The organism is Streptomyces sp. NPDC056160 (assembly GCF_042268205.1).
In the GTDB taxonomy this organism is placed as follows: domain Bacteria; phylum Actinomycetota; class Actinomycetes; order Streptomycetales; family Streptomycetaceae; genus Streptomyces.
In genome coordinates this window covers 1-18,130 of record NZ_JBHJUW010000157.1, presented here as the reverse complement: position 1 = coordinate 18,130, position 18,130 = coordinate 1, and the positions used below count along the sequence as shown (strand labels likewise).

At 67.9% G+C, this 18,130-nt stretch carries 14 protein-coding genes and 2 pseudogenes; 10 read left to right on the top strand and 6 right to left on the bottom strand.

Annotated elements, in window-relative coordinates; genetic code table 11:
* Positions 1–30 precede the first annotated feature (30 nt).
* Positions 31–2,247, bottom strand: coding sequence for an Ig domain-containing protein (locus tag ACFC02_RS36135; protein WP_376366396.1), 2,217 nt, complete (start codon positions 2,245–2,247; stop codon positions 31–33).
* A 614-nt stretch (positions 2,248–2,861) separates the two neighbouring features.
* Here ACFC02_RS36135 and ACFC02_RS36130 point away from each other — a divergent pair.
* From ACFC02_RS36130 to ACFC02_RS36100, 7 genes and pseudogenes are all read left to right on the top strand, one after another.
* Complete coding sequence (locus ACFC02_RS36130) at positions 2,862–3,653, top strand: FadR/GntR family transcriptional regulator (RefSeq protein WP_376366394.1); 792 nt, start codon at positions 2,862–2,864, stop codon at positions 3,651–3,653.
* Between the two features lie 420 nt (positions 3,654–4,073).
* Positions 4,074–5,372 (top strand): ABC transporter substrate-binding protein, encoded by a 1,299-nt coding sequence (locus ACFC02_RS36125; RefSeq protein WP_376366392.1) that lies wholly within the window; start codon positions 4,074–4,076, stop codon positions 5,370–5,372.
* Positions 5,372–6,370 (top strand): carbohydrate ABC transporter permease, encoded by a 999-nt coding sequence (locus tag ACFC02_RS36120; protein WP_376366390.1) that lies wholly within the window; start codon positions 5,372–5,374, stop codon positions 6,368–6,370. The genes ACFC02_RS36125 and ACFC02_RS36120 overlap by 1 nt, the downstream gene beginning before the upstream one ends.
* Positions 6,371–6,408: 38 nt before the next feature.
* The gene (locus tag ACFC02_RS36115) at positions 6,409–7,242 is read left to right on the top strand and encodes a carbohydrate ABC transporter permease (protein ID WP_376366398.1); all 834 of its coding nucleotides are present in this window, start codon (positions 6,409–6,411) and stop codon (positions 7,240–7,242) included.
* A gap of 138 nt (positions 7,243–7,380) precedes the next feature.
* Positions 7,381–8,358, top strand: a complete 978-nt coding sequence (locus ACFC02_RS36110; protein WP_376366388.1) for an aldo/keto reductase — start codon at positions 7,381–7,383, stop codon at positions 8,356–8,358.
* Positions 8,289–10,772 carry a hypothetical protein gene (locus ACFC02_RS36105; protein WP_376366386.1) on the top strand — a complete coding sequence of 828 codons (2,484 nt, stop codon included), beginning with the start codon at positions 8,289–8,291 and terminating at the stop codon, positions 10,770–10,772. Before ACFC02_RS36110 ends, ACFC02_RS36105 begins: the two co-directional genes overlap by 70 nt.
* 104 nt (positions 10,773–10,876) lie before the next feature.
* A pseudogene (locus ACFC02_RS36100) lies at positions 10,877–11,198 on the top strand (amidohydrolase family protein); the annotation flags it as partial.
* A 35-nt stretch (positions 11,199–11,233) separates the two neighbouring features.
* Here ACFC02_RS36100 and ACFC02_RS36095 read toward each other — a convergent pair.
* The 3 genes from ACFC02_RS36095 to ACFC02_RS36085 form a co-directional block, all read right to left on the bottom strand.
* Positions 11,234–12,055: an IS3 family transposase gene (locus ACFC02_RS36095; protein WP_376366384.1), complete on the bottom strand. Its 822-nt coding sequence runs from the start codon at positions 12,053–12,055 to the stop codon at positions 11,234–11,236.
* Between the two features lie 45 nt (positions 12,056–12,100).
* Positions 12,101–12,400 carry a transposase gene (locus ACFC02_RS36090; protein ID WP_376366382.1) on the bottom strand — a complete coding sequence of 100 codons (300 nt, stop codon included), beginning with the start codon at positions 12,398–12,400 and terminating at the stop codon, positions 12,101–12,103.
* A gap of 65 nt (positions 12,401–12,465) precedes the next feature.
* Positions 12,466–12,774: a hypothetical protein gene (locus tag ACFC02_RS36085; RefSeq protein ID WP_376366380.1), complete on the bottom strand. Its 309-nt coding sequence runs from the start codon at positions 12,772–12,774 to the stop codon at positions 12,466–12,468.
* A 151-nt stretch (positions 12,775–12,925) separates the two neighbouring features.
* On the opposite strand from ACFC02_RS36085, the gene ACFC02_RS36080 reads away from it, so the two are divergent.
* Positions 12,926–13,423: a hypothetical protein gene (locus ACFC02_RS36080; protein ID WP_376366378.1), complete on the top strand. Its 498-nt coding sequence runs from the start codon at positions 12,926–12,928 to the stop codon at positions 13,421–13,423.
* Between the two features lie 376 nt (positions 13,424–13,799).
* Here the strand turns inward: ACFC02_RS36080 and ACFC02_RS36075 are convergent, their stop codons facing one another.
* Both ACFC02_RS36075 and ACFC02_RS36070 read right to left on the bottom strand, forming a co-directional pair.
* Positions 13,800–15,251: an MFS transporter gene (locus ACFC02_RS36075; protein ID WP_376366376.1), complete on the bottom strand. Its 1,452-nt coding sequence runs from the start codon at positions 15,249–15,251 to the stop codon at positions 13,800–13,802.
* A 14-nt stretch (positions 15,252–15,265) separates the two neighbouring features.
* Positions 15,266–16,111, bottom strand: a complete 846-nt coding sequence (locus tag ACFC02_RS36070) for an alpha/beta hydrolase (protein WP_376366374.1) — start codon at positions 16,109–16,111, stop codon at positions 15,266–15,268.
* A 108-nt stretch (positions 16,112–16,219) separates the two neighbouring features.
* Here ACFC02_RS36070 and ACFC02_RS36065 point away from each other — a divergent pair, with 108 nt between their 5' ends.
* Both ACFC02_RS36065 and ACFC02_RS36060 read left to right on the top strand, forming a co-directional pair.
* Positions 16,220–17,152 (top strand): LysR family transcriptional regulator, encoded by a 933-nt coding sequence (locus ACFC02_RS36065; RefSeq protein ID WP_376366372.1) that lies wholly within the window; start codon positions 16,220–16,222, stop codon positions 17,150–17,152.
* 370 nt (positions 17,153–17,522) lie between these two features.
* Positions 17,523–18,130: pseudogene (locus ACFC02_RS36060) on the top strand (IS256 family transposase); the annotation flags it as partial.

The following is an 18,130-nucleotide window of genomic DNA, read 5'->3' as shown; positions in this document are numbered from 1 at the left end:
GGCCGCGGCCGGGGCACGGCGCAGTCGCGTTCACGGCCTGGTCGTCACCTTGTAGGTGATCTTCGCGTCGGCGATGCGCCCGCCGTTCCTGGCGGTGATGGTGAACTTGCTGGTGCCGGGAACGGTCGGGATTCCGGTGATGCCACCGGTGTCCTGGTTGAGGGTGAGGCCGCTCGGGAGGCGGCCGTCGGTGACCTCGTAGCGGAGGGTCCGCGGAGTCGTCGAGGTCACCTTGAAGGCGTACAGCTTCCCGACCCGGGCGTCCGTAGGCTCCGGCGTGGCGAAGCCCGGCTTCGGGGCCTTGACCGGCTGCGGGTCGCCGATCGACTGACCGGACGTGTCCTTCTCCTGCAGCGTCCACTCGGCGCCCGGCGTGACCTCGCTCAGGTGCCAGTGCCTGCTTGCGACGCCCAGCTGCTTCTTCTGCTCGGCAGTGAACGCACCGGCTGCGCGCGCGGACTCCCACATCCGGACGGCGGCGAGCAGAGCGGCGGAGTTCCGCCCGGACTGCAGGCTGCTCACGCTGGTCTCGAAGTTGATACCGGCGTCGAGGGAGGCCGCGTGCGCCAGGGTGTCCTCAATCGTCTGCAGGACGTCGCTGCCCGAGAGCCCCTGCTGGCCCATCATCCCGGGCAGGTAGTTCGCCCGGTAGAAGGTGTTGCTGCGGATGATCTGGGCGTAGCTCGTGGGACCGATCTCACCCCAGCTCGCCCTGGACTGGGCGTCCCACGTGTTCGACGCGAGGTTGCTGCACTCGGTGATGAAGTTCTTGGTGGTGACCTGCCGGTGTACGCCGTTGACGAGGCGCGCGAAGCCGTAGCCGCCCCAGCCGTTGTAGCCAGTGCCTTCAAGCCCGTCGAAGGACGTGGCATGGACGCCGCTGGTGTTGTAGGCGGTGGCAAGCCGGGTTGCGATCTCGTCGGTGATCGGCAGACTGGCCAGCGCGCCGCCATAGCCGTTCTGGATGAGCCGGGCGACGGTGGTGCCGGCCGGGTAGTCCTGGGCGGCCGAGGACCACTGTGCCCGCTTGAGGCCGCCGACCTGCCACTCGGTGCTGCTGACCTTGGTGATGGAGTCGTAGGTAATGAACTCGTCGCCGATCCGCAGCCGTTGACCGTCGACACCAGAGGCCAACAGGACGCTGGCGTCCACGTACAGCGTGGTGTCCGCCCCGGCCAGCGGGCGAGTGAGCTTGGCGGAGCCGCCCAACGCGAGCCGTGGATCGGCCGGTGCCTTCACGTACGGGTCGTTGGTGTCGATGAAGGTGGACAGGGTGTGCACCCCGACCTCGATGCCCTCCTTCGCCGCCGCGGCCACCAACTGGGCGGCGGCCGCGTCCGATCCGCCGAAGGAGCCGTTGAACTGGTAGTGCCCGTGCGACACCCACGGTCCGTTGCCGGAGATCGCGTAGATGTTCCGCACCCCGGCCTGCGCGGCGAGCTTGGCGGCCGCGGTGACGTTGCCCGTGTTGAGGTCGTGGACCCAGAAGTGGGTCTGCGAGGTGCGCTGGGCCGCCTTCTGCCACTGGCCGTCGAGGGTGGGGTACGCCTGGTCGTGCTCCTTGGCGATCTGGCTGAGCACGGTCAGGGCGAGATCCGGCGCACTGCCGAACAGGGCGATCTTCGACCCGACGATCCGGCCCTCGGGCGCGGGCAGCGGGCCGAGCGGGATCTCGTAGCCGTTGGTGCGCTGCCGGACGCGTACCTTGCTGTAGTCGTAGGTGGTGGCGCGCAGGACACTGCCCCATGTGGTCTTCGCAGCGACGTTGCTCGCCAGCCACTCGTCCTTCACGCCGGTCTGCAGCCCGTACGGATTCCAGATGAGATCAGGGCCGAACCCGTACGCCAGATGCTCGTTCGGCCACCCGCCCACCGTCTTGTCGTTCAGCGGCCGGACCCCCATGACGAAATCGGAGTCGGAGACCACACCGACCGTCTCGCCGATGGTCTCGTCGAGCGTCGTCGGCAGCGGACCCCACAGCAGCGTCTGCACATCCACACCCGAGGCGGCCGTCAGGCCGACGACTTCGAGTGTGGAATGCGTGGGGAACCTGACGGCCTCCACCTGGATCGTCACACTCTCGCCGACGAACTCCAGGACCTGCCGGTTGTGCGACCGGTCGCGCGACACGACCCGCACCTCCGCGGGAACCACGTGCTTACCGTCGGCCACCACGCTGACCAGCGACACGGGGGTGTCCTTCGCCAGGTGGTCGGTGCCGTTGCGCAGGTCCACCAGCCTGTCCACGTACCCGGAGCCGCTGATGCCCAGCGACAGGAAGCCCGCCCTGATCCGTAGTGACGAGGACGCCTGGGGAATGGCCGTTCGCGCCGTTGACGCGGCATGCGCGGGGCCCGCGGCCATGGCTACGGCCGAACTCAGACCGCTGGCAACCAGAAAGCGACGCCTGTCCACATTTCCTCCTAGGTGAAGTGACTCTCGATGACACGCGGGATCGCTGATCAACCGCCCGTGAACAGCACAGAGGGGCGCAAGGCCGGCAAACGTCGAGCGACGAAGGAGGCCACCTGGATAGTTCGTACTCTTCAGCCGAGATGGTTCGCGCTGTTCCGGGGAGCGGGATCGGTGGGCGGCCGCGAGCCTGAGGGCCCTAGGCCTGCCCGTGCAGGGAAGTACGCTTCCTTCTCGTGTGTTACTACCGCAGCACAAGTGCGGTCTAGCGTGCATGGCACGGAAGGGGCCGTCAAGACTTAGTTCCGATCTATTCCGGATGGCGTGGGTGCTCTGTGGAGTGATCCGAGCAACCCCGAACGGACGGCCCGGGAGGTATCCCGGGGGGTATCTTGGGGGCCCAGCACTTGGTATTTCGTGACGTGCATGCATCGGATACATGGAGCAACATGACTGGATCTTCCCGGCCCGCGTCCGCGGCATCGGATTCGGAGACTGCGGCGGAGGCGGCTCCCTACCGTCCCGGCTACGAGGTCGCGGCGGAGCGCATCCTGGAGTACGTCGCACGGCAGGGGATGGGGCCTGGCGACCGGCTGCCGACGGAGAAGGATCTGGCGGCCGAAGTGGACATGAGCAGAACGGTGGTGCGAGAGGGCGTCAAGATCCTCTCGGCCCTCGGGAGGCTCTCGGTGGAGAAGGGACGCGGCATTTTCGTGGCGCATCCCAGGAACGACCTGTGGTCCGACACGTTCTCCCGGTTCCTGCCCACCGACCCGAGCCGCGTCGGTGAACTGTTCGAGTTCCGGCGCTTCACCGAGATCGAGACCAGTGGGCTCGCGGCCACGCGGGCCACACCGGTACAGCTCAGGGCGATCCGCGAGGCAGCGCAGCGCTCGGCGGAGGCCGCCGAACGCAACGACCACGAGTCGTTCGGCCGGGCCGATGCGGAGTTCCATCAGGCGATCGGCGCGGCAGCGGGGAACGCGTTCCTCTCCAGCCTGGTCGACGCGATCCAGCGGCTGCAGCGCCAGGTCACCATCGTGGCCCTGGCCGACTCCACACCGGGATCACTCGCCGGGGCCGCGGAGCAGCATCTGGCGATCCTGGAAGCGATCGGGGCCGGCGAGCAGGAACGGGCCGCCGCCCTCATGGCCCGTCATATCGACACGACGGAACTCCAGGTCCAGCGAGAGATCCGCAACCGCATCTTCGCCGCTCCCGCCGGCCCGGACGGAGCGTGACTGCGGACGGCGGCCTCGATCAGCTGGGCCCCTTCGGCCCCCGCCCCGCCGCCCACGCCGGAAACGATCAGGCGACGGGGCGACGGGGCGACGGGGCGACGGGGCGACGGGGCGGTCTAAGCGTGCCACGGTCATACATCGCCCGGCCATGTATCAGATCTATTGCCGCCTGGTTGAGGCAATAACTCCGTCTCATCTCTTGACATGTCGACGTGCGCGGACTTCCATACCGAAGGTGCCCTGAGGGGCGATCGCTGAGGAGGAGCGGTCGCCCCTCGAGCAGCAGGACTCCGCGAAGAGTCTGAACCATGTGACGGATTCGGTGGACGGTCGGCAGCGAGATTCCCTCTCTCGTCACGGTACGAGCAAGACAGCGACTCGGAACCGCCCCCGGACAACGACGGGTAGGGGAAGTTGGACATGACGCACAATCCGATACTCACGAGAACCGCCGCCCTCGCAGGTGCTCTCCTCCTGGCAGGATGCACCGCCGGCAGTTCCGGTACGAGTGCATCCAAGGGCGACAGCGACAAGGTCACCTTGACCTTCCTCACCTTCGAAACGCCCAACCTGGACGCGAAGTACTGGGACGCCGCGATCGCCCGCGCCTCGGCGAAGGTGCCCGGGGTGACGATCAAGAAGCTCGTGTCACCCAGCGCCGACCGCACTGGGTACGCGAAGCAGCTTGACAGCACGGGCCAGTTCCCGGACGTCATGATCGGCCTGAACCCCGCCGGATTCGCCGAGGCGGGCAAGCTTGCGCCGTGGACGGACAAGGAACTCGCGACGTACAAGAACCCCCACGCCAACACCTACGGCGGCAAGGTCTACCAGCTGCCCTACTCCGCCCAGACGACGCTGGTCTACTACAACAAGAAGGACTTCGCAGCGGCCGGCATCGACACACCTCCCCGCACGTACCGTGAACTGCTCGACGACAGCGCAAAGTTGAAGAAGAAGGGCATCAACCCCTTCGTGGTCGGCGGTGGCGGCAAGGACTCCTGGGCCGACATGTTCCCGCTGATCTGCACGGTGGCCATCGACGTCTACAAGAAGACGCCGGACTGGCTGTCCCAACGCGCCGAGGGCAAGGTCAAGTTCACCGATCCGGCGTTCGTCGCCGCCGCCCAGAAGGTCGCCGGCCTCGCGGACAAGGGGTACATCGACCGCGCTGGCCTCTCCCGCTCCTACGCGGACACCGAACAGGCCTTCCGTGACGGCAAGGGCGCGATGTATCCGATGGGCAGCTGGTTCTCCGCCTCGGCCGACACGAAGAAGCCGGACTTCGACACGGGCGTCTTCGCGTGGCCCACGGACCAGGGGGCCCCGGCGCTCCCGGGAGTCCTCGGCGGCGGGATGACGGTGAGCTCCAAGGCGTCCGATGTGCCCCTGGCCAAAAAGTGGGCCAAGGCCTTCATGGAGGACCAGAAGAACCTGGACGCCGCCGTCAAGTCCGACGGGCTCATCATCGACATCAAGGGATACAGCCCGCCCAGCACCATGGGCCCCGTCTACAAGAAGACCCTGGCGGCCTACCAGCAGGCCCAGAAGGACAACGGGATCGTCAACTCGTTCTCCCAGGAAACCGGTGATGGTTCCCTGCCGCCGGGCCTGGCCGACAAGGCCGCGAGCGGCGTCCAGAAGCTCATCGGCGGTCGCATGACCGCGCGTCAGTTCGGAGCCTACATGGACGAGCAATGGGACAAGGCCACCCGATAATGCGCATACGCACCCTGACCCGACCGGAGGGTTCCGCTGCCGCGCCCACGGCGAAGGACACGGCAGCGGTCCGACCACAGGACGCCCCCGCGCGGCGGTCGTCGCGACCGTCCCGGCGCTTCCGCCCGAACGGCGGACCGGGCCGCTTCGCCGTCTTCGCGGCTCCCGGACTGCTTGCCTACCTGGCCCTCGTCCTGGTGCCGATCGGCATGACCGCCGGCTACAGCCTCACCAACAAGAACCCCTTCAACCCGCCGACCCGGTGGGTGGGCCTGTCCAACCTCACGAGCCTGTTCTCCGACGACGATTTCCTCAAAGCACTGCAGAACACCGTCGTCATCACCGTGATCGTGACACTGGTGACCAACGCCGGCGGCCTGGCGATCGCCCTGCTGCTCGACCGACACGGCTGGCTGTACAACGCTCTGCGCAGCGTCTTCTTCGTGCCGGTCGTGCTGAGCGCCGTGGTGGTCAGCGTCATCTGGCAGGCGATCCTCGTCGACGACGGCCTGCTCAACACCATGCTGCGACAGCTGGGGGTGAGTCATCCGCCGGGCTGGCTCTCCGACCCGAGCCTCGCCCTCTACACGGTCTCGTGGGTCATCGCCTGGCAGGGGCTCGGCTTCTGCGTGGTGCTCTACCTGGCCGGACTGCAGGGAATCCCGCAGGAGTTGCACGAAGCGGCGGCCATCGACGGCTGCGGACCACTGATGCGGTTCCGCCATGTCACCTGGCCGATGCTGGCACCCGCCGTCACCATCAACACGGTCATGTCACTGATCGGCGGATTCAAGGCCTACGACCAGATCCAGGTACTCACCAACGGGGGCCCCGGCCCCGGCACCACCTCCACCCTCGCCTTCCAGGTGATCCAGACCGCGTTCAACGGCAACCACGTCGGCTACGCCTCCGCGATGGCCGTGGCGATGCTGATCCTGGTCGCGACCGTCTCCGTGATCGCGCTCGGGTGGCTGCAGAAACGCGAGGTGTCCGCATGAGCACGAACACGAAGATGAACCCGGACCTGAACGCGAGCATGGACAGGGGTGGAACAAGGGCGTGGATACGCCCGGTCGTCGCGCTCCTCGCCGGACTGCTGTTCTTCCTGCCGATCTACCTCGTGCTGGTCAACGTGTTCAAGGACGGTTCGGCGATCGTGTCGAACCCGCTCGGCCTGCCGAGCCCGCCCACCCTGGACAACATCCAGAGCGTGCTGTCGCGGCCGGACCACCTCTTCTGGTACGGGCTGGTCAACAGCACGGAGGTCACCGTGATATCCATACTCGTCATCACCGCGATCTCCGCCATGCTCGGCCACTACCTGGCGCGGTCGACCGGCGTTCTGTCCAAGGTCATCATGGTCGTCCTGCTCTGTGGTCTCATGGTGCCGCCCGCGGTGATCCTCACCCCGATCACCGAAGTCCTGCGCACGCTGGGGCTGATGAGCAGCGTGCCCGGACTGGTCCTGGCGTACGTCGGCTACTACATGCCGTTCGGGGTGTTCGTCTTCGCGGGTTTCGCCAAGACGATCCCCCGGGAGCTCGAAGAAGCCGCGGCGATCGACGGCGCCGGAGCGTTCCGCGCCTTCTGGCAGGTGGTCTTCCCGCTGATGCGGCCGGCGTCGGCCAGCGTGGTGATCTTCCTGGGCGTCTGGATCTGGAACGACTTCCTCAACCCGCTGATCATCCTGGGCCCGGCGGCAGGCACCACGGTGACCGTCGGCATCTACCGTGCCATCGGCGAACACCAGGCGGACTACGGCTCGGTCTTCGCCTTCATGTTCCTGGCGACACTGCCCATCCTCGTCTTCTACCTGGCCTTCCAGAAGCAGTTCGTCAAGGGCCTCACCGGAGGGGCGACGAAGGGCTGACCCGGCCGACATCGGGGCGGGGAGTGCGCCATCCCCCGCCCCGGTTGTCCCCTGCCGCTTGTCCCCTCCTGCTTGTCCCCTACCGCTTGTCCCCTACCGTGCGACCGGGTCCCTCGTACGAGAGGCATACCTGAACTCATGCGCCCCACTCCACGGATCGGTCAACTCGGCCTGGGTGCCGCCGCGTTGGGCAATCTTTTCCACCCGGTCGACGACGCGGACGCGGCCGCCACCGTCGACGTGGCCTGGGCCTGCGGCATCCGAGCGTTCGACACCGCTCCGCACTACGGACTCGGCCTGTCCGAGCGCCGGCTCGGAGACGCGCTGCGCACCCGGCCCCGTACACAGTTCACGCTCTCCACCAAGGTCGGCCGCCTCCTGCGCCCCCGCACCGGGCCGCCCGGCGACGACCTCGCGAACGGCTTCGCCGTCCCGGCCACCCACGAACGGGTGTGGGACTTCAGTGCCCGCGGGGTACGCACCAGCGTCGAGGAGAGCCTCATCCGGCTCGGTCTCGACCGGGTGGACACCGTCTATCTACACGACCCGGACGGTCACGAGCGCGAGGCCTTCAACTGCGCCTACCCCGAGCTGGAGCGGATGCGGGCGGAAGGCATGGTCGCCGCGATCGGCGTCGGCATGAACCAGACCGCGATGCCCACCCGCTTCGTCCGCGACACCGACATCGATGTCGTCCTGCTGGCGGGCCGCTACTCCCTCCTCGACCAGAGCGGGCTGGCCGCACTCCTGCCGCTGGCGGCGGAGCGCGGAGTGTCCGTGCTGGTCGGCGGGGTCTTCAACTCGGGCCTGCTGGCCGATCCCCGGCCGGGCGCGACCTTCGACTACGCACCGACCCCGGCCCACCTCCTCGACCGGGCACTGGCCCTGCGCGCGCTGTGCGAGACCTTCGGGGTCCCGCTGCGGGCGGCCGCCCTGCAGTTCCCGCTGGGGCACCCGGCGGTCGCCGGTGTACTGCTCGGGGCCCGCAGCGCCGCCGAGGTGACGGACGCCACCGCTATGCTCTACCACCCGATCCCCGAGGAGATGTGGCTCGCCCTGCGCACCCAAGGGCTGCTGCCGCCGGACGTACCGGTGCCTGTACCGACATTGACCTGAGGCTCCACTCACTGGAACTCACACGCAAGGATGGTCACAGAATGCTCGACAGGAGAAACTGCCTTTCTTTGCTGGCGGCCGCCGGAGTCGGCGCGACGATCGGTCTCGAGCCGACGCTCGCACAAGCCCAGCCGCTCGGCGCAGGAGTTGCCGCGGCCGCCGCCCCGACCGAGGAACTCAGCCGTTCTCTGCGCGCGTTGCACGGCTCCCTCCAGGTGTCGATCCGGGAATACGACGGTACGACGCCGCGCCGGACCCAGGCATTCGACGGCGACCTGCTGACCGACGGGCCGCGGCAGTGGCAGCTGACGTGGGACACACGGCAGGTGCCCGCCGGTCACGGCTGGGAGGTCACCCTGACCTGCACCCTGGAAAAGGGCGAGGCGGAACAGACCGCGCTCTCCGTGGATTTCCCCTTCGAGCGCTGGACGACCGCCAACTACGTGATGATTCCCGGAATCATCTACAACGGCAATCGCTACCGCTCCATCGGCAACGGATACAACCCGGCCTATCCGGCCGACATGTACTACGACCCAATGACGCCGACGACGATATCGAACAACCCGCGACTGGCCGTCGACGCCTCGGCGCCTTCACGCATCGAGCTGGCGACGACCAGCACGGCCGCCCCGGCGATGAGCTTCTTCTCGCCGGGGCTCCGGAAGGGCTGGATCGTCCTCACCGAGCAGGGCACCCGGCTGGGCAACAGCGGGCTCTCGGTCGAGGAGAGCGCGAGCAGGGAAAGCTGTGAGTTCAGCATCTCGGCACCGGTCGTACGCCGGCAGGTGGCCGGATTCGGCGATTTCCGGGCGAGCGATGACAGGGCGTCCAACTGGGCTCCAGGCGACGCGGTTTCGATTCGCCTTCAGGTCTTCACCTTCGACGCCGAGGGAATTCCGGCGGTCCTGCAGAAGTTCATGGACGTACGGAAGTCGCTCACCGGGCCCACCGCGCCGCGCAACCTGCTTCCGATGAGCAAGCTGGCGGAGCTCGGCACCAAAATCTGCCGGGGCAATTTCACCGAAACCAAGGCGGGCCGCTTCTACCTCCCGGAGAACAACAGGGACTTCCAGCTGGGCTGGGTCAGCGGAATGATCAACACCTATCCCATGCTGGCCCTGAACGACCCGACGGAGCGGGGCAGGGTCTCCGAAGAGCTCGACTTCGTCTGTTCCCGTATGCAGGGACGGAGCGGATTCTTCTACGGCACCATCACCCAAGACGCCAGGATCCTCTCGGAGAAGTCCCACCCCGACTTCCCTGCCGTGCAGGCGATGGTACGCAAGAACGGGGACGTGCTCTTCTGGCTGATGAAGCACATGATGCTCTTGAAGGCGCAAGGGCACGGTGACACCGTCAAGGAATCCTGGGAAAAGTCCGCGGGCACTCTCGCCGATGCCTTCAGCCGGACCTGGCAGAAGCACGGAGAATTCGGCCAGTACATCGTGCCCGAAACGGGCGACATCGCCGTGTACAACTCGTCGGCCGGCGCCATCGCTCCGGCCGGACTCACCCTGGCCGCTGCCTACTTCAACCGTCCGGAGTGGCTCGCCGCAGCCGAGGAAGCGGCCGAGTTCTACTACGACCGCGACATCAAGTCCCGTGGGTTCACCGGCGGAGCGTGCGCGGACATTTCCCAGGACGCGGACTCCGAGACGTCTTTCGGTCTCCTGGAGTCCTTCATGGCGCTGTACCAGTACACCGGAAAGGAGGCCTGGCTGAAGCGCGCCGAGGTCCAGGCCGCACTGTGCTCGTCCTGGACGCTCGCGTACAACCCGCGGTTCCCGGAAGGCAGCGCCATCGCGCGGCTGAAGGGAAAGATGGCCGGCGCCGTCTGGGCGAGCAGCCAGAACAAGCATGCCGCGCCCGGTGTCTGCACGTCCTCCGCCGACCACCTGTTCAAGCTGTACCGGGCCACCGGGGACAAGAAGTACGCCGAGCTCATCAGCGACATCCAGCATGCCCACTCCGAGGCAGTCAACATGCCGGGGCACATCACCACCAACTACCTCATCGGTTCGAGCATGGAGCGCATCCAGCCCAGCGATGCCGAGGGTAAGGGTGCCGTCGGCAATTTCATCAAGACGCGAAACTCCTGGACCGAGACCGACGGCATCCTGATGGCGCTCGAACTGCCCGGAATCTACGTCCGGCCCGGGGAGGGAATCCTCTTCCCCTTCGACCACGTCGAGGCCGAGCAGGTGAGCGACGGCCTTCTGGGCACCCTCATCCGCCTGACCAACAACACGGCCTACCCGGCACGGGTGTCGGTACTGGCGGAGACGGCCCGCCAAGCGGCCCGCCCCCTCGGGTGCACCGCCTTCCTCGACTGGCCGCGGGTAGACGTCCCGGCGGGCGAGGCGGTCACCGTGCGGGTCACGCGGAGCGGCAAGGTCTCGCGTCAGGCCTGATCCGGCCGTTCCCGCTCCACACCCCCTCCACCCGCACCTTCGCCTGCACCAGCACCTTCGCCAGACACAGGAAGATCATGCCGAGCACGTCGCCGGAGACAACCATGACCACCATCGACGCCCACCAGCACGTCTGGGACCTGTCGGTCCGCGACCAGGACTGGATCATCGGGCGCGAACTCGCGCCGCTGCGACGTGACTTCACCCTCGACGACCTTCGACCGCAGGCCGCGGCGGCCAGTGTCGACGCGACGGTGCTGGTGCAGACGATCTGCGTACCCGAGGAGACTCCCGAATTCCTGGCGCTGGCGGCGGCCGACCCGCTGGTGGCCGGTGTCGTCGGCTGGACGGACCTCACCTCTCCCGCGGTCACGGACGCGAGACCGTCTCGTCGGCATCCGTTACCAGATCCAGGGCGAGGACGAGGCTGAAGTTTCCCCGTGATCTCGGACACGTGATCGTTACGCCGCGAGGGTGTGCTGATGCCGCTGCCTGGTCTCGGCCGGGGTGAGGTAGCCGAAGGTCTTGTGCTTGCGCAGGCGGCGGCGGTTGTAGAAGGTCTCGATGAAGGAGAAAGCCTCGGCTCGGGCGGTGGCCCGGTCAGGCCAGGTGCGGGTGCCGATCTCTTCTTTCAGCAGGGTCCAGAAGCTCTCCGCGGCAGCGTTGTCGAAGCAAGATCCGGTGCGTCCGCAGCTCTGCCGCAGTCCCAACTCGCGTATTCGCTCCCGAGACTGGGCCGACGTGTATTCGCTGCCGCGATCGCTGTGGATCACGCAGCCGGAATGCAGCCCGCCCCGGCCGTGGGCCATGTCGAGTGCATCGACGACGAGTTCGGCGCGGTGGTGGTCGGCCATGGCGTAGCCGACGACCTCGCGGGTGGCCAGGTCCAGCCGGCAGGCGAGGTAGAGCCAGCCCTCGGCGGTGGGCAGGTAGGTTATGTCGCCCACCAGCCTGGTCCCGGGACGCTCGGCGTGGAAGTCGCGGCCGATCAGGTCCGGGGCCGGCTTCGCTTTCACGTCCGGCCGGGTCAGCGAACGACGCCTGCGCCGGCTGACGCCGCGGATGTCGCGCTCACGCATCACTCGGGCGACGCGCTTGCGGTTTACCCGCCGGCCCAGGCGACTCAGTTCGGCGTGGATGCGCGGGACGCCGTAGGTGCGGCGGGAGGCGATGTGCAGCACGGTGATCTCGTGCGCGAGCGGGTCGTCGGCGGCCTGCCGGGCGCGGCGGGCGGCCTGGCCCTCGCGCCAGGCGTCGTAGGAAGACCGGGCGACTTTCAGCACCCGGGTACGTCGCCTTCTCCGCATGGATCAACCGGTACAGCTCGCTCACCGGTCGTTCTCCTTCACGAAGAAGGCCGTCGCTTTTTTCAGGATCTCAATCGTCTGCTGCTGTTCACGAACCTCCTTGCGCAGCCGCTTGAGCTCCTCCCGCTCGGCGCTGGTCAGCTCACAGGGTTCGCCCTCACCCCGGTCGGCCTTGGCCTTGCGGTACCAGCCGCGCAGGGACTCCGAGCTGATCCCGAGCTCTCGGGCAACCGCGGTGACCGTTTTGCCCGAGGAGTCGACGAGCGCGATCGCGTCCCGCTTGAACTCCTCGGTGTACCGCTTCGTGTACTTGCTTCCCACCTGGTGCTACTTCCTCTGGAACCTCAAGATCCCAGTCTCCAGGTGTCCACGATCAAGGGGAAGCTTCACGAGGCCCACAGATGCGGATCATCGGCGAGCCGCTGCCGGCAGTACTGCAGGAATGGCACGAAGGCGTCCGGGCTCTGACGTCGTTGGCCAGGGACCTGATCGCCGTTCAGATAAGCGCGGATCGCCTTGCGGTCACGTCCCAGATGACGTGCGATCGCTGAGATCGTCCAACCCTGACGACGCAGTGCGTGAGCATCCACGTCTTCCTCCCGCGTGAGCATCCAGGCCCCCCGACCAGGCCGAACTTGCGCACGCAGGCTCTCCACGACACTCCCATCCCAGTTCGACACGCCGAGCAAGATCACACGATGAGTGGGGAGATCGCCTGAGCAGGTTTGGCCGATCCAGGAGCCGCGGAGCGGAAGAGCACGGTTCCAATCGCACTCCATGCTGAGCCCTCCGATATGTTCTTCCGGGCTCGCGTCAGCGGGTCCCACGCGGATTCGAGGGGGAAGCGTGCCTGGTGAACGGCTCGATGCGGAGTGGGTCCGGTCCTGGCGGGAACAGGCCGACGCGGCGCTGACGAAGCTGATGCAGTCCTTCCTCCCGACGCACGGCTTCCCGCCCGGCCACAACGCCGTGATGCCCGCAACCGGCGACAGCCACCAGGCGACGGACGCGCTCGTGGACCTGACGCCGATCCCATCCGACCTGACCACGCTCTACTGGGTGGTCAGCGAGGCTTCCCTGCCCGACGTCGATAACGGGTACTTCATCCACTCACCAGCAACGGTGGCGGAACACTTCCGCGAGTACGGCCCCGCTCCGATCGACGGCGAAGCGATCGCACTGGTCTTCGCCAGCGACGGCGGGGGCCATCTGTTCGCGATCGGAGACAGCGGACAAGTCCGGAAGTCCACCACCGCCTCCTGGTTTGACGACTTCGAGGTCGCCGCTTCCAGCATGCAGGAGTTCCTCGAACAGCTCAGCCGGCGGATCGCGAACCAGCCCTGATCACCGGCTGCGGCACCGTCCACGGAGACGATCTCAGTCTTCCGCAGGTGGGGAATCGTGAGCAGGTGTGGGGTGAGCCCAGAGCAGCGGGTGGCCGTTTTCAAAGAGCGTCATCACCCCCCCTACCTCACCCCGGCCGAGACCAGGCAGCGGCATCAGCACACCCTCGCGGCGTAACGATCACGTGTCCGAGATCACGGGGAAACTTCACACTCGACTTCTCCGCGAACCCACAACACCCCAGACCAGCAAACACTCAACACACCAACACCCCCCCTCCGAGCGTTAGCAGACGGCGGAGGCAGATGAGGCCGCAGGCCGGCTCGGCGTCTGGGCTTACGAATCTGCTGCCTCGCATCCCGGCGCTTCGCCGGGCTCACGATCCAGGTGTTTCGAACATCCCCGCAGCACGCGCCGCATCTGCCCGTGGCGCGGCTGGTCGGTTCCGATCGCGCATCCAAAGGCTGATCAGCGCGGTGACGGCGAAGACGGCGGCCTCGTAGATCATGGCGTTCCGAAACGCGGCGCCCGGGCCGGCGGCGGGTGCGAAGTAGACGAGCCCCGCCGCAGCCACCCCGATCGACCCGCCCAGTTGCTGAGCCGTGGGCAACAGCCCGGACACAGAACCGGCCGCGGAGCCGTCCACCCTCGCCAGCACCAGAGCGAACACCGAGGCAGTGAACGAGCCGAACGCGGCACCGCCGAGAGCCAGGACCGGCAACGCCGCCCAGCGTCCGGCCGCCGTGCCGATGAGCGGCGCGAGAGCCAGGGCCGTCCCCGCCAATACCAGCGCCGAGACCGTGAGCACGGCCGACCCGTGTCGGCGGGCCAGCGCGGGTGCGCCACGGCTGCCCAGCACGGCCGCGGCCGCGAAGGGAGCCGACGTCAGCGCGGCCGTGAGGGCGGGATACCCAATGGCCGACTGTAGATGCAGGAACAGCAGATACGTGAAGGACGGCACCCCGGAGTTGAACACGAACACCAGCAGCACCCCCGCACGCGCCCTCCGGTCGCGGAACAGCGACGGATGCACCAGGGGATCCGGCCGGTGCGGGAGAGTCAGGGCGAAGCAGCCGAGAACGGCTACGGACACGGCCAGCGTGGCCCATGTCCACCAGGGCCAGCCGGCTTCCCCTCCCAGCGCGAGCGGCAGCACCAGCGCACCGAAGCCGACGGTGGTCAGCAACACGCCCACCCCGTCCACGCGCTGTCCGGCCGCGCCTCGCGTGCGAGGCAGTACGGTCGCGCCCGCGAGCGAGACGAGTGCCACCGGCACCGTGACCAGGAACACCGAGCGCCAGCCGAGACCGAAGAGGTCGGCGCCGACGAGAAGTCCGCCGATCAGCGGCCCGGCCAGCGACGCCACTCCCATCGTGGCACCGAACAGGCCGAGAGCCCGTGGGCGCCGGGCAGCGGGGACGGCGACCTGGATGATCGACAGAACCTGCGGGGCGACCAAGCCGCTGCCCGCGCCCTGGACCAGCCGGGCCGCGATGAGGAACGTGGCATCGGGAGCACACGCGGCAGCTACTGAACCGGCCATGAAGACGACGGTGCCCAGCACGAACAGCCGGTGGTAGCCGTACCGGTCGCCGAGGCGCGCGGCCGTGATGAGCAAGCAGGCGTAGGTCAGGGTGTACCCGGCCAGGATCAGCTGCACGGCACCTGAGCCGGCACCCAGGTCGGCCCGAATCGCCGGGGCGGCGATCTGCGCGACGGTGACGTTGAGCAACTGCACGAATGTCGCGCTCAGCACGACCGGCAGTACGAGCCGCCCGCCGCCACCGGCCGCGAGCCGTCCCCCGCTCAGGAACGCGGAGCCCTTCATGGGCCGATGCCGGCTCACGAGGCGAGAGCCGCGGCGAGCTCGCCCGGCCGGGCGGCGAACGGGCTGTGGCTACCAGGCAGGGTATGCACGGTGAACGGGTTGCCGGGGAAGGCCCGGTCGGCTTCCGTGATCATCAGGTCCTGCGTGGCCGGTGCCAGCGCCCGGTCCTCGGCGCAGCGCAGGAAGGTTCGTGGAATTCGTCCCCACCGTGCTGCGGTCAGGGTGACCGGAGCCGTCGGGATCGCCAGGGGCAGATCAGGGCTCAGCGCGGACCGCCACCGGTCAAAGCGGTCCAGGGGGGTGTCGTGGTAGTGGGTTTCCCGCAGTTCGTCGAGGTAGGCGGGATCCGGTGAGAGCGGATTGATCCTTACGGCGCCCAGGGCCTCGGGGTCGCCGAGGTTCAGGTTCTGGCCCAGCGCGGTGGCGTTCTCGGGTGAGCCCAGATAGTCGAAGAACCGCGGCCGCCCGCCCGGGACGAAAGCGGACAGGTAGACGATCCGGTCCACCAGCTCGGGCGCCCGCTCCGCGGCCAGGGACGCGGGACCGCCGCCCGCGCTGTGCGCGACGAGCACGACAGTGCGATGGTGACGCACCTGGTGCAGGACGCTCAGTACTGCCTCGGCGCAGTCGTCCATCGTCAGGGTGGCGAGCTGTGACTTCTCGGTCAGCAGGCCCGGCTGGCCGGGCAGCAGGTATCCGGTGGGCAGGGGTGCGTCGAAGCCGTGCCCCGGCATGTCGACGGCCACGCTTGCAGCGCCCAGTCCGGCCAGCGCGCGCTGCGTCGCCGCCCACTGTCCAGAGCTGTGCCAGGCGCCGTGCACGAAAACGAAGACGGTGTCGGTCAGAGATACGTTCTTCATGGCTCCATTCCAGACAGGAACCACAGCGCCATCCATTCATAGATCTGATGAGTGGCGTGGCAATATCTTTGAGGTATTGTCGGCAGTCGATGGGATGGAGGGCGGGACTTGGAAGCGCGACACCTGCGGTACGCGGTTGCTCTCGCCGAGCACGAACACTTCGGCCGGGCGGCCGGCGAGCTGGGCATTGCGCAGCCGCCGCTGTCCAAGCAGATCGCCGACCTGGAGCGCGAGGTCGGGGCCCGGCTGTTTGACCGCACACGTCAGGGGGTGTTCCCGACCGCCGCCGGTGAGGCGTTCCTCGCTCGGGCACGCCGGGCGCTCGACGAGATCGCGGCGGCCACGGCCGACGCGGGCCGGGCCGCGCGCGGCGAGACGGGACGTCTGCGCCTCGGCTTCATCGCCTCGGCACTGCTCGACCCGCTGCCGGGCGTCCTGAGCCGGTTCGGCCGTGAACGGCCCGACGTGAGACTGGAACTGCACGAGATGGCGACCAGCCGCAGCAGCTCAGCTCTCGTCGCCGGGGAGCTGGACGCGGCCCTCACCCTCGGCCCGCCACGGGGTGCCGGAGCCGAGCATCTCGTGTCCGTCCCGGTCGGACGCGACCACGTGATCGCTGTGGTAAGTACGGTGCACCCGTACGCGGGTCAACAGTCGGTAAGTGCCGACCAGTTGCGGCGACAGGCGCTGATCGTGTCGGCCGGCGAGGACGAGCCCGCTGTAGTCGCCGGACTGCGCACCCTGCTGGGCACGGACTCATCGGCTCTCGGTGGCGCGACCGTCGCGAGGGACGTGCACACGATCATCGGCCTCGCCGCCTCGGGTGTGGGCGTCGGCCTGGGGCCGTCCCGCATGAAGGCGGTCCCGCGTCCGGGAGTGCGGTTCTGTGAAGTGACCCCGCGCACGCCCCTGCCCGATCTCGTCCTGTCCTTCGCGGACCGCGATCACTCCCCGGTGCTGCGCGCCTTCCTCGACACCATTCGGAAGAACTGCCCCGACGTCGGTGCCGCACTCAACGACCGGCTCCGGCCCCACACTTGATTCGGGCCGGTCATCCCTTCTCATGCGCGTGTCCGGCCTTCCGGCACGGGTCGGCCTCGGCGTGAGGCGCACGGCGTACACGAGCGAGTCTCAGAACGTTGCGTCGGCCCGAACGCCCGGCACCGGCGCCCCTCGCCGCAGTCACCGAAGAGGCTGAGCGCAGACCTGACGGGGCATCCAGGCGTCGAGGCTTGCGCCGGAGGCGTCCGCGAAGTCCCTGGATCGGTGTGACCGCGTCCAGCAGTGGCAGGAGTTGGGCGCTGACGCGGCGGTTGCTGCCGGTGAGCGTGACGGCGAGCGGTGTTCCGTGGCGGTCGACGGCGTAGTTCCCCCAGCATGCGACACCGGTCCGCAGCACGCGGCCCTTTACGGCACCCGGTCGAAGACCGTGCTGACCGACGTCGGACCGGTCGAGGTGAAGGTGCCCCGCGACACCGCCGGCGCCTTCGAGCCGCAGATCGTCCGCAAGCGGCAGCGCCGTCTGACCGGTGTGGATGAGATGGTCCTCTCGCTGTCCGCGAAGGGCCTCACCCACGGGGAGATATCGGCTCATCTGGCTGAGGTGTACGGAGCGGAGGTGTCCAAGCAGACCATCACCACGATCACGGACAAGGTGATGGAGGGCATGGCGGAATGGCAGGGCCGCCCGCTCGATCGTGTCTACCCCGTCGTCTTCGTGGACGCCATCAACGTGAAGATTCGCGATGGCAAGGTCGCCAACCGGCCCATCTACGTTGCGCTGGCCGTCACGGTCGAGGGCACCCGGGACGTTCTCGGGATCTGGGCCGGTGACGGCGGCGAGGGCGCCAAGCACTGGCTCCAGGTCTTCACCGAGCTGAAGAACCGCGGCGTCGAGGATGTCCTCATGCTCGTCTGCGACGGTCTGAAGGGACTGCCCGACGCGGTCGAGACGGTCTGGCCCGGCACGGTCGTCCAGACGTGCATCGTTCACTTGATTCGCAACAGCATCCGGTACTG

Bases quoted from the DNA above. Each gene is read 5' to 3' on its own strand.
- ACFC02_RS36130 (WP_376366394.1), top strand. From the start codon at position 2,862: ATGACTGGATCTTCCCGGCCCGCGTCCGCGGCATCGGATTCGGAGACT.
- ACFC02_RS36125 (WP_376366392.1), top strand. From the start codon at position 4,074: ATGACGCACAATCCGATACTCACGAGAACCGCCGCCCTCGCAGGTGCT.
- ACFC02_RS36120 (WP_376366390.1), top strand. From the start codon at position 5,372: ATGCGCATACGCACCCTGACCCGACCGGAGGGTTCCGCTGCCGCGCCC.
- ACFC02_RS36115 (WP_376366398.1), top strand. From the start codon at position 6,409: ATGGACAGGGGTGGAACAAGGGCGTGGATACGCCCGGTCGTCGCGCTC.
- ACFC02_RS36110 (WP_376366388.1), top strand. From the start codon at position 7,381: ATGCGCCCCACTCCACGGATCGGTCAACTCGGCCTGGGTGCCGCCGCG.
- ACFC02_RS36075 (WP_376366376.1), bottom strand. From the start codon at position 15,251: ATGAAGGGCTCCGCGTTCCTGAGCGGGGGACGGCTCGCGGCCGGTGGC.
- ACFC02_RS36070 (WP_376366374.1), bottom strand. From the start codon at position 16,111: ATGAAGAACGTATCTCTGACCGACACCGTCTTCGTTTTCGTGCACGGC.